Raw genomic sequence first — 15,835 nt, 5'->3', positions numbered from 1 at the left:
AATTCTGCTTCCTCCTTTTTGAATTACACACCCAGAATACCCAGACCTCCAAGTGCGATGGCAATTACCAGCAGTACCAGCGTAACCTTTAACACGGTGCCGCCTTTCTTCAGATAAGCGTAAACACCAAAGACTGCAAGAAGTGAGAGTATACCCGGGGCAATCGGATTAAACAGCAGCTCCTGAATACTGATCATATCCTTTGCCCCGTATGGAATTTCATAGATAACAGCTACATTGACGTTTTGTGCTGCCATAGTACCCATCACAAACAATCCGACAATAGAGAAGAAGGTTACGATTTTCTGCACTGCATTATTTTGCAGTATATTCATTGCTGAATCGGTTCCCAGCTTATAGCCCATGTTGAACATGAATTTACCTTCCGATACGAGAATGACATAGAGTAGAATATCATCTACAATGGGTGCCCACAGCATCCCCTGCTGCGCAAAGCCCATAAAGAAGGTGGAGATAAGTGGCTTCAATGTCGCATAATTCAGGGTATCACCAACACCGGCAAAAGGCCCCATCATGCCGTTTTTAACACTGTTGATCAGATCTTCGGAAATCAGCTGATCTTCAGGCACCTGATCCCGCTTTTGTATCGCTCTTTGCTCTTCCAGTGATGTAATAATACCGGGAATGATACCACCAATCATATTTTCTGTGATAAAGAACTGCATATGTCGTTTCAATCCTTTGATTTGTTCTTCCTTGTCATCCGGATACAGCTCTTCCAATGCCGGTGCCATGGTTAAACACATCCCCATTGCCTGTAAACGCTCAACATTATCCACATGGCAGACATGCAGGCGCCAGTTGAACCAAACCTTTTTCAAGGTTTTCCTGCTAAGAATATGTGTTGCCTTGGATTCCGCATTTTTGAGATTGAGTAAATCCGCAAACAGGCTTCCATTGTCTGTTTCCTTTTTTGTAAAAATCGTATAGAGCCAGGCAATAAAAATACCAAGCAGACAGCCCGGTACCGCTCCCAGACCGGAATATTGAGCAAAGAAGAAGCCTGCGATAAAGAACGGTATTAGCTGTCCCTTTCCGATGACCAGAATGACCATGGCAAATCCGAGTGCAGGCAGCAGTCCGCCTGCCAGAGAGAACATGTTGTTTGCCCAATCCGGAAGGCCGTTCATCAGAACACCCAGACTGTTTACGCCGTATTTCAATACGATGGTCATCGGCACCAGGAAAATCACCGCACGAATGAGTGGTCCGTAAAGCAGTGAGGTACGGGTAAGCTCTTTTACATTTCCGGTTTCCACTGCTTTATCCGCATGATGTACCGTCCAAACCATAGCCAAACGCTTTACTGTGTGCAGCTGCGCCATGATCAGTGCAGCTGCCGAAGAAATCACCAGACCCTGATCCAGCGATATGCCTGCCGTTATGACCATGGCCGTCGTCACAATACCGGCCGCTTCTTTGTCCACCGGCATAGCGCCTCCAACGGCAGTGAGTGCCAGATACAGCGGCTGAATAGTTCCACCAACAATACAGCCCTTTACCGGATCCCCCAAAATAACACCGGTAAGCAGTGAGATAAGCATTAAATCACAGAAGCAGTAGGTGAACGGTACAAAGATTTCACCTGCTGCCAGCCAATACAGCATCGCAAGTAAGATTGCTTGTAATAATGTCATTTTTTCCTCTCCTTTTTTCTAATGTATGCATACGTCTTCCATCCCTTATGCAGGCAAAATCACATTCTGAATACCTCCTTTCCCTATTTCTACCATGTGCTCTGCCGCTTCTTCCAAAGACATATCATCGAATTGAAATAATACTTCTAAGACCATTCCCAGATTCAAGCCGGTTACCAGACGGTAGCGGCAATGCTGAAATGCCATAAGCAGACTGTTGCAGGGACTTGCTCCGAATAAATCCGCCAACAGCAAATATTCACCATCTCGATCCTCATCGATCAGCTCCTCTGCCTTTTTGATAAATGCCTGCGGATCCATATTCTCCTTCATTCCGATGGCATGAATACAGGACGTCTGTTCTGTTCCGGCTATCATCCGAACAGTTTCTAAAAAGGCCTCTGCCAGATTCCCATGCGCTCCAATAACGATATGTTTCATTTTGACTCCTCCTTTTTGTTTCAAAAGTTTTTAATTAAATCTGTTTTTATGAAATCGTTTCCATTTACAATTACATTGTATATTTTACAGTATATTAGTCAATAGATTTCTTTTTAATTCTGAAATCAAATCTTTTTACTATTGATTCAAAATTTATATCACTTCCGAATTGTTTTGTTTCAAAAATTTACAAGCACATAAAAAAAAGACATATCATCAGACATGCCCGTATTTCTTTATTCAGTATCAAAACGGTTAACTTCTATGATCTTACCAATCTTTAACTTATGATTAAGATCACGATCAATCTTATCTGTAACCAGAGCATCGAAATCCTGAAACACGCCATATTGATAACGTGATGTTCGTTCAAACTTAACTGCCAGCGTAATCAAGATTTTACATTTACTTCTTCGCAATATGATTTCATTTAAAAACATTGCATCTTCTGTCTGTGTCCCGGGACCATCAAATCCAAGACAGCCATCCGTTCCAAAAATCGCAGCATCATAAGAAAACCGACTCGCCATATCGGATACAAACTGCCCCTCTGTACGATTTCCGCTTCGTGAATACTTCCCACCGAGAAAGACTACCTCATTTCTGCTTTCCTTTAATTCATTCATCATTTCAAAACAGTTCGTGATAATCAGTAAATTCTTGCGAAAGCTAAAGAGCTTCCCAAGCGGAAGTGCTGTAGAGCTGGGGTCAACAAAAACAACATCGTCATCGTGAATAAAGTTGATCACTTCCATACAGATTGCCTTTTTTATCTCAATTTTTTCCTGTGTTCGAACATCAATGGGTACATCGGTAAATGAATTACGTAAAACAGCACCGCCGTGCGTACGAAATAAAATGCCTTTTCTCTGTAAGAACTCCAAATCTTTACGAATGGTTTCCATTGTCACTCCAAAGTAGTCGGATAGTTCCTTAACACTTGCCTTCCCATGCGATAGTAAATAGTTTGATATTTCATCAAGCCTTTTTTCCAATCTCTTTTCCATACCCCAACTACGACAGACAACTGTATGCCCGTCATTCTCCTTTCGCAATCAAAATATTATATATTCCCTATCAAGAAATTCCCAATTTCTTATGTCTATATTCATTATACAATGTTTTTTTCATGTCGTGAAGACAGCAATCCTTGCAGAATAAAAAATAGGACACCTTCATGTCCTATAACAATACGATATTATGCTTTTCACATTCCTCCCGCATGGCATCGCTCCACTGGGAAACCTGTACTTCTCCGATATGTGCTTTGTTTAATAAAATCAAACAAATTCTGGACTGACCAATACCTCCGCCAATGGTTAACGGCAGCTCATCCTGCAACAGCATTTTGTGAAACGGCAGATTCTTACGCTCCTCACAGTCTGCTTTTTTCAACTGCTCTGCCAATGCTTTAGCATCCACGCGGATCCCCATACTGCTTATTTCCAGTACGGTATCCAGCACCGGATAATACAGAAGGATATCACCGTTTAATGCCCAGTCATCATAATCCGGGGCACGTCCGTCATGCTTTTCCCCGCTGTTCAGGGTATCTCCGATTTTCATCAGGAAGACAGTTCTATGCTGCTTTACAATCTCATACTCGCGCTCTTTTGGTGTCAGATCAGGAAAGCGGTCCTCCAGCTCCTGTGCAGTGATGAAATACACATCCTCCTGAATAAACGGCATGAGATTTTCATAAACGATATCCAGCTCCTTCTCCGTTTCCTTCAATGCCTTCATAATATTACGTACAGTCATTTTCAGAAACTCCATCGTCCGGTTCTCCCGGCTGATTATCTTTTCCCAGTCCCACTGATCGACATAGCAGGAATGCAGATTATCCAGCACCTCATCCCGTCGGATTGCATTCATATCGGTATAGATTCCTTTACCTACATTCAGATTGTACCGCTTCAAAGCCATGCGCTTCCATTTCGCAAGAGAATGAACAATCTGATAGTCCTCACCCTCAATTTCCATGATATCAAACGCAACCGGACGTTCTGTACCGTTCAAATCATCATTCAATCCGCTGCTTTTGGAAACATACAAGGGTGCGGATATACGCATCAGATTCAAATGATGCGCCAGACGACGTTCAAACAGGTCCTTGACATATTTGATGGCGATTTCCGTGGATATGATATCCAGCTTGTTTTCATAATATTTTGGTATGATCAGATCTTCAACTGCCATAGCTTCACTCCTCTTTCATATACCTTCTTATTATACATGATTTTATTTCCAAAATATATCTTTTTTTGAAATGTTTTTCAATATTCTTAATTGATTTACAATTCCTTTCATTTCGATATATACAGAAGGAAGCACACGATTTAATCAGCTTCCGCATACCGAAGAGATACAAAAAAAGAGGATGTCACACGCTTGGAAATTCAAACGCTCTTTATCCTCTTGCCTACACTATTTCATCCGTTTACATTTTCTCATACACAGCCTGTAAAAGAATACAACACACATGTCCTACTTATACTTTTTAAACATGTACAGCTTTCCGAATTCCTCTCTTTGAAATCCATTTGCCTCCAGCACATGCATGGAAGCGGTGTTGCGTTTTTCAACCAGTGCATAAATGGAGAGCACCTGCAGCGTATCAAAGGCCTCCTCGCACAAAGCACGAACCGCCTGCTGCATGATTCCCTTATGCCAGTAATGTACACCCAGCCAATAGGACAGCTCCGCACTGCTGCTGGTCTTTTTTTCACATTCCAGAAAGCCGCAAACACTGCCATCCAGCTCCACCGCACGAAATAAATACCGCTGCGGATCTGCATGCTGATAAAAATGAATCGTTGATACGGCATTAAGAAAGGTATCCGGATACAGGAATTTCCAGACTCTTTTTTTTAAATAATACGGATGCATGGACAAGCTGTGCAGCTCCATCGCATCCTCTACATCCCAGGGACGTACCATAACTGTCATATTCATCACCATGATATAGTATGCACCTTTCTGCATGGTGTAAACTCTATTACCTGTTGTTATATGACATTGAGCTTCATTTTGATACAGTATGTAGATATCTCCAACCACAAAACCGATACCGATTCCGGTATATGCCTTCAGTGTTTCCGTATATCAGCCGCAGGATAGATATGCTTAAAGCCTTATAATCATTTCCGTAAGGACCTGTTTTCAGCCGGACAATGCCTCACGTGTTACAAAAATCTCCTTACTAGTCATCATCCTGTGGATCAAAGCCTCCTGTACCTGCGAATTCGATTGATTAGATTTTTTCTTCCTGTTCACATAAATTGAAATTCACTGCAGCGCTATCGTCAGGTAATGGCATGTCCAATACAAAATCCAGCCATTCCTGAAAGCTTTCCATGCCGTCATCACCTCTTTAACATTCGTATAGTATCCTATCTGTCTTCATTATGACTAGACATGGAAAAAGAGTAATGTTTTCATATCGTGCTAAAACGGCATCTTATCCTTATTCTTCCATCGACTGAAATCCAGAGAAAGCTCATAAATTTTACGGATAATGATATAGGTACATGTTACCATTACGGAACATAAAAATGCAAGGCAGATCTGAATTCTATACATATCAAAACTCTCTCCTGTCAGACCAAGCATAAGCAGTAATAAATCGGCAAATATACCTGCAAGGATTGCAAATGCCAGAAAGGATGCAATTGCCGTTAACAGCACTTTTTTTAAGGATAACATTTCTCACACTCCTCTCTATAAACGTAACTGACTACATTGTAATTCACTTATTTTTGTATTATAATCTTTCTTCGCCATTCATAATAACCCGGTGACAGACTGTGCAGTAATATGCCTGTGCAGTAATATGCAGCTATAGCAGCGGGATACAAGGTTTGCTCTGCCAGCAGCACCTCCTGATCATTTGCAGGCTGCATCCTCACAAGGTGCTTTTTTTCAGAGAAAATACTATTGGAAGCGGCCTGTACAAACCCTGCTTTCATTTCCTTACCGCAATATGGACGAAGCATTTTCATTCCTCCTATTTCGGCAGATGTGAAACTATAGAAGCTTGGCAGTCCTTCTGCCCAGTGGTGTATACGTTCGCTTTTTATTCCTCTATATCCAATGGAACAACTGGCTTCCAAAGTTTGAATATGACCCAGCTCCCATCCATAGCCAGCTCTATCTCCTGATCCCCTATCTGATAGCTGATACCGGTAGCGAAGTTGGATTGATTATCCTTTTTCGGTATTTCTGTCCGCCCTACCATGCTGTCGATTTCTCCATCCATCATACCGCAGCGCAGACTTTCATTATCGGTTTTTTTCGTATTGTAATACAGCTGTCCGTTTACCATAAGCAGCTGCTCACTGCTTTCCGCTTTCACTATTTTCCCCTGGACGGTCTCAGCCTCTGTATCCTTGCAGCCGCCAAGGATACAGATACTAAACAGAAGAACCATATATCCCCATGTTTTCAACTTTCTCACTCCTTACTTCCATACTACTGTATCTTTAGTCACAGCGAAGAAAGAGCAGTCGCTGAATATCTTCCATATGAGCTTCCTCACATACACGATAGTGTATCCAGCCGCCGTTGCCACAGGGATATCTGTTATCAACATATTCCTTTGCATAAGGCTGCAGCTGCTCATATACCGATGCAAATTGTGTATCCGATAACCGCAGCATGACGGTAAAAGCACCCGCTTCCGGAAACACATTGCACATCAGCTTGTTACGCTTACGATGCGCAATTCCCCAGCCGTAATGGTTACCATAGGGAAAGGTAATCTCCTGCTGCGTTGCAAATGTTTCCATGAGCCATGTATTCAAACCGGCAAACAGCTCCCCACATTCCTTGCAGTGCATACACATTTCGTTATACTGAGGCTGCTCCTGCTTATTCAACATTCTTTCATACATAAACCGATCCTCCTGCCATTCGATTGTTTTTTCATTATAGCACACTTTCAACCATATGTAATTCTCTGTTCACCGTATTTTCCTTAAAATATGAAAGGAGCATCCTTCATTGCGAAAGAATACTCCTTGACTTCATTGATTAAGCTTTTACCTTAACACAGGTACCATCCGGTCCCGGTGTTGTGTTCAGATATTCAGCGATGGCTGCTTTCTGATCCGGTTTACAAGGCTTGCAGGTACCGACAACAGTGACTTCACCCTCTACCAGTGCCTCGGCAAGTCCGCTGCAGCCCGCATACCCGCAGCTGCCGCAGTTGTAGTTTGGCAGCATGCTGCTGACCTTTTCAATACGCTCATCGACTTCAACGCTTAAGAATCTGTCCGCAATTCCCAGCCCAAGACCAAGAATTGCCCCCAGAACAAGCATCATAACGATTGCAGTTACCATGTGACGACCCCTTTCTATTCCTCATGTGCAGGGTTGTTGCAGCAGGAATGATCATGACAGCCCTTGCACTGTGCTTTCAAATCCTCACATCCCTTGGGAAGCGGTGTTTTGTGATTGAAGTAAAACACCAGCGCATAAACTGCACCGAGTGCCCCCAGATACAGGACGGGAAGTAATGCCTTCATATTAAACCAGACCCATCAGTCCGCTGAAGGCAAGTGCCATGATTGCTGCAACGATCAGGGCAATCGGATTTCCTTTCCAGGAAAGCGGCGTATCACAGGCATCCAGACGCTCACGTATTGTAGAGAAGATGTACAGCACCATCGTGAAACCAACAGGAATCGCAATGGAATATGTCAGCATCTCCGCGAAGTTATAACCGCTGGTGATGTTATTCAGTGTCACATTCAATACGACACAGTTTGTCGTGATCAGCGGCAGGTAGACACCAAGTGCCTTATACAGGGAAGGACTCAGCTTCTTAATGATCATTTCGACCAGCTGAACCAGTGCGGCAATGACCAGAATGAACGTGATCAAATCCATATACTGAAGTCCCAGCGGATCCAGTACCATATAATACAAACCATAGGTAACTAATGATGCAGCTACGATTACAAAGGTAACGGCAGCACCCATACCGATGGCAGAGCTGCTCTTCTTGGATACCCCCATAAACGGGCACATACCAAGGAACTGATTCAGGACGACGTTGTTAATGAAGACAAACGTAATCAGCATCACAAATAAATTGCTCCAGTTCATCGTTTATTTCGCCTCCTTTTCCAGCTTCTTCGCCTTATTCTGCTGGTGAGACTTATAGGCAGCCAGTCCCGCAGCCAGACATGCAAACGTACAGAATGCACCAAACGGCTGAGAGAACATGGAGATTGCAAAGTCTTCCGGAATAATACGGATTGAGAAAATATTCTGTGCAGCATCGAACGGATTGTCAAAGGACAGGATTCCCGTTGCGATAATCTGACGGATTGCGGACATCAGGATGATGGATACGGTGTACCCAAGTCCCATGCCAAGTCCGTCAAGTGCAGAATCAAACACACCGTTTTTGCTGGCAAAGGCTTCCGCACGGCCCAGAATAATACAGTTTACAACAATCAGCGGGATGAAGACACCCAGCGCAGAATCCAGACTCGGCGCATATGCCTTAATCAGCATCTGAATGATTTTTACAAGCGTTGCAATGATAACGATATACACCGGAATACGGATTTCCGATGGTGTAATATTACGAATCAGGGAAATGATCACATTGGACATGATCAATACTACGATAACAGCAACTCCCATACCGATGGCATTGTTCAGCGTGGTCGTAATGGCCAGGGTGGAACAAAGTCCCAGATACAGGGAGAATACAGGATTTTCACGGATGAATCCTGCTGTAAAATTCTCTTTACGGTTCATTCTTCATCCACCTCCTACTTCAGATTCTCAGCCTGATATTTGGCTGCTTCACGGATTCCTTCAATAACCGGCTTACTGGAAACCGTTGCTCCGGTAATCGTATCATCCAGAATCTCTTCACCTGCTGCATCCTTTCCCTTTAAAGATTCACGAAACGGCTTCTCCGTTACCTTGGAGCCGAGCCCCTGTGTATCTCCATTGGAAATCGCAACATAGTCATACACGCTTCCATCCTTGTTCAGAGCCACCAAATAGCTGGTACCGTCCTTATATCCGGTTACCTTCATTTTGAAGATATAGCCCTTTCCTTCCACCTCGAATATTTTCTCAATGGTTTTGGAAGCATTGTCTTTCACCTTTACAAATGCATCATCACTCACATCCGGATAGATTTCCTTCAGCGTCTCCTTTTCCGCAGCCAGCTCATTGGCAGCGATGACAGGAGCCGTCATGTTATTGGCAAACGCCAGCGCTCCTCCGGCCAGGGCAGCAATCAGAGCTAAGAAGACAGTCAGATGTAGTATCTTTTTCATATTCTTACCTCCTAATATCCCAGAGCCTTACGTACCTCTTCAACGGCGCGTACCGTTGATTTGGAAGAGAACGTAGCTTCTGTTACCGCATCATTTTTTTCTACCTCGACATCCTTTTTCAAATCCTGTCCGATAAACTGATCCAGGAATGCAGGATTGTCAATTTTATCACCCTGATACGGTGTATCATTGATTTCCGTCGGTACAACCGTGACGATTTTATCATCCTTCACGGTGATATCGAATTTGTTATAGATGGTTGGATCCTCTGTGGATGCGTACCCCTGTGATTCCACATGATAGGTCACGGTGCCATCACTGTTTTCTGTCTTTCCACTCAGCTTGGCTTCAAATTTATTGACATCCTTGTCCGCAGTATTCAGCATAACAGCAGGAGCCGGCTCCTTTGCTTCAATAACGCTTCCGGCAAGCAGTACGCTTCCCATACCGACAACTGCAACAATACTGAAGATGATTGTCGCTTTTTTGCGCAGAGCCAGCTGTTTTCCTTCCAGCCCTTTTTCAATCATCGGTGTCAGCATATTCATCATCAGAATGGAATACAGACAGCCCTCCGGCAGATTTGCCTTTACACGGATTAGCACGGTGATGATGGCAGCTCCAAGCGCAAAGATGCAGCGCCCCTGTGCACTCGTTGGAGAGGTCACCGGATCGGTCAGCATAAACACTGCCCCAAAGACAACACCACCGGTCAATACATGAACCAGCGGATACCAGAGAAAGCCCGGAATGCCGTCATAGCTTCCTACACCGCGCAGCAGTGCGATACCGGCCGCCAGAACAAAGATGCTTCCCAGATACACAGCAGGAACTCTCCAGTCAATAACGCGGCGAATGGATAATACAACACCGACCAGTAGAATGATGATTGCGCTTGTTTCACCGATCGCACCCGGATACCAGCCGGTAAGCAGCTTTCCGATACCGCCGATCTCACTCATCATATCCTTGATCATTTCCGGATTTGTCACCAGCCAGTTAAACTCGCTCGCGATAACGGTTGTCGGTGTTGCTGAGGTGATGACATCCGTCGTTGCCCCCATGAAGGTCGCAAAGACGATGGCTCTTCCCACAGCAGCCGGATTGAAGATATTGTTTCCAAAGCCTCCAAACAACAGCTTCGCAAAGAAGATAGCGAAGAAGGTGGAGACTCCCAGCGCATAGGGGCGGATACTGATGGGACACATCAGCGTTAAGATGATCGCTGTGATCCATCCAAAGGAGCCTCCCATAAACTTCCTGATATACGGCAGATCAAATTTCTGATCCTTCTTCATAAAGAATGCCCAGGCAAGCTCAGTCACAAATGCGACAAGCAGGGATACCGCAAGCAGCTTGATCGCCTGCAGCATATGATCAAAGCTATATGCCTGATTATAATAAATTAGTGAAAATGCAAACACCACAAGTAACCCGATCATCAGCTCCAGCATAATCTGCTGTGTGCTCTGCTTCTGACGTAAGTTCGGTGATGCATGGAATGTAAATTTCATAAAATACCCTCCCTTACTTCTTAGCCAGCATCAGCTGACGCTTTGCACGGCGAACATTCTCCGTCACATCCAGACGGGACGGACAGATGTATGTACAAAGACCGCACTCGATACAATCCATGGCACATAGCTTCTCCATGGCTTTCTTATCGTTTGTTTTTACCGCCTGTGCAATACGCACCGGCTGCAGTCCTGCAGGACAGTGGTCAGAGCATTTCCCGCAGCGCAGACAGGCAATACTGTCAAACGGCTTGTTTTCCAGAATGGTCAATGCATTCATATTGCGGTCGATCACGAATTTGTCGTTGACGATCGTTTTCCCCATCATCGGACCTCCGGCAATCAGCCTTACGTCCTCACAGGTATAGCCGCCGCATGCCGCTACAATTTCTGATACCGGTACACCAACCGGAACCTGTACGTTGACCGGCTTCTTTATCGCATTTCCGGATACGGTCAGCGTCTTGGATACGATTGGCGTTCCTGTTAGCAGTGCATCGCCAAATGCAATCGCCGTTGTCGCATTATTGACAATGGCACCAACCTCACCCGGCAGCTTTTCATATTCTGCATGCATGATTTCACGCACCAAAACACGCTCCCAGCCCATCGGGTACACATCCGGCACAGCCGCTACGCTGAAGCCCTCCATGCCCTTGACTGCTTCTTCCACAAACTGAATCAGATCCGGATGCGTCTTCTTGATTGCGATCACTGCCTCCGGTGCCATCGCCATTTTCTTCATGGCTGCCACACCGGTAACAAATTCTTCCTTGTGCGCCTGAATCATCTTATAGTCCGCAGTGATGAACGGTTCACATTCCACCGCATTGATGATCAGCTTCTTTACATCCTTTGCAAATTTGTACTTGATATATGCAGGGAAGCCTGCACCACCCAGACCGATGATTCCCGCATTCATCATGAAATCGATCAGCGCTGTACGATCAGCGCTCTTATAATCAAGCGGTTCAAACGAACGTACACGCTCATACAATCCATCGTTTTCAATAACAAGATGCTCCACCGGCTTCAGGGAAGAATGCATAAGCTTCTGCGTACCTGCCACAGTACCGGAAACACTTGCAAAAATAGGAACAACATTACGTTCATTGCACTGGGCAACTTTTGTACCAATGGAAACATGGTCACCTTCCTTAACCAGTATTTCCAGATTCACAGAAGGCCCGCAGATCAAAGGGATAAATACCTTGCTGCCGGCTTTCACTTCCATGATGTCTACATGGTCGCTGAGTTCCTTATGGCCCGGAATGTGCTGACGCATCGGTCCTTTAAACAATGACATCACAGTCACCTTACCTTTCTCTTACTTCTTCCATATCATATGTGAATGTGCTGACACATTTTACATACCGGTTTTATTATAGCATTTTCATACCATGATAAAAAGCGGAAATTTAACATTTTCTTAAGGATTTTTCTGGTAGTTTCCCTCCGGTTTCCTTCGCTTTCCATACAGGTAAGGACTTTTGTAAAAATGTTAAATTGTTACTGAAAACGAATGCTTCGCTCTTGTAGGAAATGATAAAGTTTTCTTATGCATCCCGGTTTAAATTCGTGGAAATAATGGTATAATGTCAAACGGTGATAACATGAAAAAAATACTAAGCATTCTGCTGGGTGCGCTGCTGCTGAGCGGCTGCAGTGAAAAGGCACTCCATAAATATTCCATGACGGCAACGGATATCGGTTTTGATACCGTGGTGAGCTTTACCGCCTATACGGAGAATGAAGCTGCCTTCAACAGCTATAGTGCCGAGCTGAAAAAGCAGTTTCGCTATTACGACCGGCTGTTTGACAAATACAACAGCTATGACGGCGTGAATAACATCAAAACCATCAATGACAATGCCGGCAGGCAGCCGGTCGAGGTCGAGCCTGTCATTCTGGATCTTCTAAAGCTGGCAAAAGCCTACGATACCATCAGCGACCATCAGTTTGATATCACGATGGGCAGTGTGTTAAACATATGGCATGATTACCGTGAGGCGGGAACGCTGGCAAACCAGAAGAATAAGGAAAGCAGTATCCCGTCCATGAAGGAGCTGCGCTCAGCCGCAAAGCACAGCGGCTGGAAGCATGTACAGATCGACGAAAAAAACAGCACGGTATATATCGACGATCGTGATGTATCTCTGGATGTCGGCGGTGTTGCCAAGGGTTATGCCGTGGAGCTTATTGCCGATCAGCTGCAAAAGGACGGGCTTCAGCATGCCATTATCAACGGCGGTGGTAATATCCGTCTGATTGGCGATAAACCGGATAACGAAGCCTGGTCCGTCGGCATCCAGATTCCAAATCTGAAAGCACAGTCCACCGATTCTTTAATCTCTGTAAAATCCAAGGGCGACACATCCTTTGTGACCAGCGGTGATTACCAGCGCTATTATACGTATAAGGGTAAGATCATGCATCATATCATTGACCCTGATACATTGATGCCGGCTCGGCACAGCCGTTCTGTTACGGTAATCACAGACAACAGCGGCATAGCGGACATCCTTTCCACAACGCTGTATACGATGAGCCATGAGGAAGGCGTAAAGCTGATCAACCGCCTGCAGAAGGAAGAAAACATTCAGGTCAATGCCATCTGGGTGTACGATGATATCCAGAAACCGGAGAATGGTACAGATGCCATCAGTGTTAAGGGGTATCAAATTGTCTTTAGCGACGGTTTAAAGGATAAAATCAAGGAGAGCTGATGGACCGTTACCTGTAGGATTGGTTAAAGTCAAAAAAATCACCCTGTTCCTGTGATTTGAACTGCATGGAGAAAACAGTCTCGTTTATCCAATACTGATTTTCTGCATTCTACATTGAATTGCTCTTTATGATTAGAGTCTGTTGATTTTATTGATTTCGAAGCATTCATAAAATGCCATAAAAAGCAGAAACTTTTTAAATAAAAGGTATAAACATTTTACATAGTATTGTTTCTTATGACATATGGTATATAGATAAGCTTAGGTGAAAATTGCTATTGCTTTCTATCATAATGTTAATTTACTAAAAAACTCACGATAGAGCCGTGAGTTTTTTAGTAAATTCTTTGATTATTCAATTCCCTATATGCTATACATTCATAAAGTTCAATAAATCCATTCGGATGTTGTAAAAGCATAAACCGATTTTGGTTCTTTCCAATATACATTTTTGTATTTCTCTTAATGTGAACCCCTGTATAGTTTCTGCTAGCATATACAGCAATCTCTTCTTTCATCTTACCAACATACTGAAATGAATCTGGAATCGCTTCAAAGATATCTGGTTCAGTTACTGCTGCTGGTAAATAACGCATACCATTATAAATAAAATGTGGTGGATACGAGGCATCCTCAGAATTATTGCTGTCAAATACATTCATCTCTTCGCCAAGTTCCATCTTGTCTGTATAGATAAAATGTAGTATTTTATTATCATGTTTAACGAATAATGAGTTGTCATTTTTTATTACTTTGTCCCCTATATATTTCTTAGCAGATTTTGTTACATTTAGGTTACTTGTTGGAAATTCTTCTCGTGATACACTTTCTTTTATTACACCCAATTCTTGTCCATTTATTTCTTCTTGAGTGTCTACATCACTTTTCCAATAAATCTTGTCTTGATAGAAAATGCCTTCAGGCAACACAAATGGCAAAGTTGCATCCGAATAAACAACCGGAGGTGATTCCTGAGGTGTAGAACACCCAGTGAATGTAATCATGAAAGCGAAAGTCAATAAATATTTTAATTTCATTTTAAAAATACATGCCATAACCACGTGTTTTCATGGTTGTTCCACCCGCAGATTTATAAGTTACTGCATCTACAGACCATTCAGAGTACGAATACCAAGGGTTCCATACCCTTCTTCTGCTTCCCTCTATACCATGAATAAGTAAAGCATGATTACCTCCTCCTGATACATCCATAGACCAATGTACCGGATTGCCCCCCCTTAAATAACCATGAAGAGAAGAATTCATAATAGAGCCTGAGTACCTTCCATCATATGTAACACCCTTTGTTTTACAATACTTCTTCGCATTGTCAACTGATAAGGCTGTCTGTGTGCCTAGATTAAAATAATTAGTTATTGTTGAGACTCGCACATTCTTACCCTTATAGCGCAAGGCTGTAGCAGTAACATAAGCAAAACTCCAGTTTGTACTTCCCTGCGTTTCAACAATATTTATATTTAGCATATAATTATAACTTGTAGCTCTAGTTTGTGGTTTGACGAAAAAGCTGGTTTTGTCTGAAATATCAACTGGCTTGAAAGCAGAAGCACTTCTAAATTCTGCTTTTGTTCGAAATGCTTCTACACTTCCAGTTTTACTGTTTACAATCGTTGTTCCATTATCACTTATAAACAACTCCTGGTTATTTTGTGGGTCTAAAGATATAATAGGAGCATCTTCTGGAGTATTTCCAGCATATTTAGTTAAATCATCTACAAAATTTTCACTAAAAATACCTGTATAATTTCCTGTTCCATCATCGAAAATTCTATAAACATAAGTTAACTTATTATCAATATAAATAGGATAATAATAAGTTGGGATGCTCTCATTGCTCGTCTCCTGAACATAAATACCCTGTCCCATTGTTATTTTCTCATTTAAGATTGGCTTAATTGTGTTTTCAGCAATCAAAAAATCATAAACTGTTTCCTTTGCATATGTATCAGCAACTTCTGATTTAATAGTTTTGAAATACAGCATGTCGTTTTCTTCAGCTTTTGCCCCTGTAAAACTATTCATTGAGAATGCTAATAATGAACAGAATACAACTGATAGAATTTTTTTCATATTTTCCCTCCATCAAGATAATATATCATTAACATTATAATTTTTCTTTCACCTCCACCGAATTATGAGTATCGAATATATCTTATCAAATAGATTATTAT

19 protein-coding genes are annotated in these 15,835 nt (G+C 43.0%); 1 reads left to right on the top strand and 18 read right to left on the bottom strand.

Going from position 1 to position 15,835, the window contains the following annotated elements:
- Positions 1–23: 23 nt before the first annotated feature.
- The 16 genes from ACESPQ_RS12865 to ACESPQ_RS12790 form a co-directional block, all read right to left on the bottom strand.
- On the bottom strand, positions 24–1,658 hold the full coding sequence (locus ACESPQ_RS12865; RefSeq protein ID WP_008819448.1) for a PTS system mannose/fructose/sorbose family transporter subunit IID: 1,635 nt from the start codon (positions 1,656–1,658) through the stop codon (positions 24–26).
- A gap of 45 nt (positions 1,659–1,703) precedes the next feature.
- A complete protein-coding gene (locus ACESPQ_RS12860) occupies positions 1,704–2,099 on the bottom strand; it encodes a PTS sugar transporter subunit IIA (RefSeq protein ID WP_008819449.1) in 396 nt (131 codons plus the stop codon).
- A gap of 236 nt (positions 2,100–2,335) precedes the next feature.
- Positions 2,336–3,106, bottom strand: a complete 771-nt coding sequence (locus ACESPQ_RS12855) for a DeoR/GlpR family DNA-binding transcription regulator (RefSeq protein ID WP_257333299.1) — start codon at positions 3,104–3,106, stop codon at positions 2,336–2,338.
- A 175-nt stretch (positions 3,107–3,281) separates the two neighbouring features.
- Entirely contained in the window at positions 3,282–4,298 is a 1,017-nt protein-coding gene (gene asnA, locus ACESPQ_RS12850; protein WP_002608594.1) for an aspartate--ammonia ligase, read from the bottom strand.
- Positions 4,299–4,586: 288 nt separating this feature from the next.
- Positions 4,587–5,084, bottom strand: a complete 498-nt coding sequence (locus ACESPQ_RS12845) for a GNAT family N-acetyltransferase (protein WP_002608593.1) — start codon at positions 5,082–5,084, stop codon at positions 4,587–4,589.
- A gap of 462 nt (positions 5,085–5,546) precedes the next feature.
- A complete protein-coding gene (locus tag ACESPQ_RS12840; protein ID WP_002608591.1) occupies positions 5,547–5,804 on the bottom strand; it encodes a hypothetical protein in 258 nt (85 codons plus the stop codon).
- Between the two features lie 47 nt (positions 5,805–5,851).
- On the bottom strand, positions 5,852–6,094 hold the full coding sequence (locus ACESPQ_RS12835; protein ID WP_373144444.1) for a PF20097 family protein: 243 nt from the start codon (positions 6,092–6,094) through the stop codon (positions 5,852–5,854).
- Positions 6,095–6,174: 80 nt separating this feature from the next.
- Positions 6,175–6,555, bottom strand: coding sequence for a hypothetical protein (locus tag ACESPQ_RS12830; protein ID WP_373144443.1), 381 nt, complete (start codon positions 6,553–6,555; stop codon positions 6,175–6,177).
- Between the two features lie 25 nt (positions 6,556–6,580).
- The gene (locus ACESPQ_RS12825) at positions 6,581–6,991 is read right to left on the bottom strand and encodes a DUF3788 family protein (RefSeq protein ID WP_002608588.1); all 411 of its coding nucleotides are present in this window, start codon (positions 6,989–6,991) and stop codon (positions 6,581–6,583) included.
- A gap of 139 nt (positions 6,992–7,130) precedes the next feature.
- A complete protein-coding gene (locus ACESPQ_RS12820) occupies positions 7,131–7,439 on the bottom strand; it encodes a (Fe-S)-binding protein (protein WP_002608587.1) in 309 nt (102 codons plus the stop codon).
- Positions 7,440–7,453: 14 nt separating this feature from the next.
- On the bottom strand, positions 7,454–7,624 hold the full coding sequence (locus ACESPQ_RS12815) for a hypothetical protein (protein WP_009272898.1): 171 nt from the start codon (positions 7,622–7,624) through the stop codon (positions 7,454–7,456).
- A 1-nt stretch (position 7,625) separates the two neighbouring features.
- Positions 7,626–8,207 carry an electron transport complex protein RnfA gene (locus tag ACESPQ_RS12810; protein ID WP_002608586.1) on the bottom strand — a complete coding sequence of 194 codons (582 nt, stop codon included), beginning with the start codon at positions 8,205–8,207 and terminating at the stop codon, positions 7,626–7,628.
- A 3-nt stretch (positions 8,208–8,210) separates the two neighbouring features.
- Positions 8,211–8,870, bottom strand: a complete 660-nt coding sequence (gene rsxE / locus ACESPQ_RS12805) for an electron transport complex subunit RsxE (RefSeq protein WP_002608585.1) — start codon at positions 8,868–8,870, stop codon at positions 8,211–8,213.
- A gap of 14 nt (positions 8,871–8,884) precedes the next feature.
- Positions 8,885–9,403 (bottom strand): FMN-binding protein, encoded by a 519-nt coding sequence (locus ACESPQ_RS12800; RefSeq protein WP_002608584.1) that lies wholly within the window; start codon positions 9,401–9,403, stop codon positions 8,885–8,887.
- Positions 9,404–9,414: 11 nt separating this feature from the next.
- Positions 9,415–10,917, bottom strand: coding sequence for an RnfABCDGE type electron transport complex subunit D (locus tag ACESPQ_RS12795; protein ID WP_055200622.1), 1,503 nt, complete (start codon positions 10,915–10,917; stop codon positions 9,415–9,417).
- A 13-nt stretch (positions 10,918–10,930) separates the two neighbouring features.
- Positions 10,931–12,223 (bottom strand): RnfABCDGE type electron transport complex subunit C, encoded by a 1,293-nt coding sequence (locus ACESPQ_RS12790; RefSeq protein WP_002608582.1) that lies wholly within the window; start codon positions 12,221–12,223, stop codon positions 10,931–10,933.
- A gap of 307 nt (positions 12,224–12,530) precedes the next feature.
- On the opposite strand from ACESPQ_RS12790, the gene ACESPQ_RS12785 reads away from it, so the two are divergent.
- Entirely contained in the window at positions 12,531–13,643 is a 1,113-nt protein-coding gene (locus ACESPQ_RS12785; RefSeq protein WP_181392530.1) for an FAD:protein FMN transferase, read from the top strand.
- Positions 13,644–13,978: 335 nt separating this feature from the next.
- Here the strand turns inward: ACESPQ_RS12785 and ACESPQ_RS12780 are convergent, their stop codons facing one another.
- Both ACESPQ_RS12780 and ACESPQ_RS12775 read right to left on the bottom strand, forming a co-directional pair.
- Positions 13,979–14,680, bottom strand: a complete 702-nt coding sequence (locus tag ACESPQ_RS12780; protein WP_233105628.1) for a hypothetical protein — start codon at positions 14,678–14,680, stop codon at positions 13,979–13,981.
- A gap of 1 nt (position 14,681) precedes the next feature.
- The gene (locus ACESPQ_RS12775) at positions 14,682–15,734 is read right to left on the bottom strand and encodes a hypothetical protein (protein WP_373144442.1); all 1,053 of its coding nucleotides are present in this window, start codon (positions 15,732–15,734) and stop codon (positions 14,682–14,684) included.
- Positions 15,735–15,835: the final 101 nt, after the last annotated feature.

Source organism: Clostridium sp. HGF2 (genome assembly GCF_964240115.1).
GTDB classification, from domain to species: Bacteria; Bacillota_I; Bacilli_A; order Erysipelotrichales; family Erysipelotrichaceae; genus Clostridium_AQ; species Clostridium_AQ innocuum.
The sequence above is the reverse complement of the archived record's forward strand: the minus strand, read 5'-3'. Positions and strand labels throughout refer to the sequence as shown.

Coding starts and splice junctions, on each gene's coding strand:
- ACESPQ_RS12820 (WP_002608587.1), bottom strand. CDS start 7,439: ATGGTAACTGCAATCGTTATGATGCTTGTTCTGGGGGCAATTCTTGGT.
- ACESPQ_RS12825 (WP_002608588.1), bottom strand. CDS start 6,991: ATGTATGAAAGAATGTTGAATAAGCAGGAGCAGCCTCAGTATAACGAA.
- ACESPQ_RS12810 (WP_002608586.1), bottom strand. CDS start 8,207: ATGAACTGGAGCAATTTATTTGTGATGCTGATTACGTTTGTCTTCATT.
- ACESPQ_RS12780 (WP_233105628.1), bottom strand. CDS start 14,680: ATGAAATTAAAATATTTATTGACTTTCGCTTTCATGATTACATTCACT.
- ACESPQ_RS12790 (WP_002608582.1), bottom strand. CDS start 12,223: ATGTCATTGTTTAAAGGACCGATGCGTCAGCACATTCCGGGCCATAAG.
- rsxE (WP_002608585.1), bottom strand. CDS start 8,870: ATGAACCGTAAAGAGAATTTTACAGCAGGATTCATCCGTGAAAATCCT.
- ACESPQ_RS12855 (WP_257333299.1), bottom strand. CDS start 3,106: ATGGAAAAGAGATTGGAAAAAAGGCTTGATGAAATATCAAACTATTTA.
- ACESPQ_RS12865 (WP_008819448.1), bottom strand. CDS start 1,658: ATGACATTATTACAAGCAATCTTACTTGCGATGCTGTATTGGCTGGCA.
- ACESPQ_RS12800 (WP_002608584.1), bottom strand. CDS start 9,403: ATGAAAAAGATACTACATCTGACTGTCTTCTTAGCTCTGATTGCTGCC.
- ACESPQ_RS12775 (WP_373144442.1), bottom strand. CDS start 15,734: ATGAAAAAAATTCTATCAGTTGTATTCTGTTCATTATTAGCATTCTCA.
- ACESPQ_RS12795 (WP_055200622.1), bottom strand. CDS start 10,917: ATGAAATTTACATTCCATGCATCACCGAACTTACGTCAGAAGCAGAGC.
- asnA (WP_002608594.1), bottom strand. CDS start 4,298: ATGGCAGTTGAAGATCTGATCATACCAAAATATTATGAAAACAAGCTG.
- ACESPQ_RS12860 (WP_008819449.1), bottom strand. CDS start 2,099: ATGAAACATATCGTTATTGGAGCGCATGGGAATCTGGCAGAGGCCTTT.
- ACESPQ_RS12845 (WP_002608593.1), bottom strand. CDS start 5,084: ATGCAGAAAGGTGCATACTATATCATGGTGATGAATATGACAGTTATG.
- ACESPQ_RS12815 (WP_009272898.1), bottom strand. CDS start 7,624: ATGAAGGCATTACTTCCCGTCCTGTATCTGGGGGCACTCGGTGCAGTT.
- ACESPQ_RS12840 (WP_002608591.1), bottom strand. CDS start 5,804: ATGTTATCCTTAAAAAAAGTGCTGTTAACGGCAATTGCATCCTTTCTG.
- ACESPQ_RS12785 (WP_181392530.1), top strand. CDS start 12,531: ATGAAAAAAATACTAAGCATTCTGCTGGGTGCGCTGCTGCTGAGCGGC.
- ACESPQ_RS12835 (WP_373144444.1), bottom strand. CDS start 6,094: ATGCTTCGTCCATATTGCGGTAAGGAAATGAAAGCAGGGTTTGTACAG.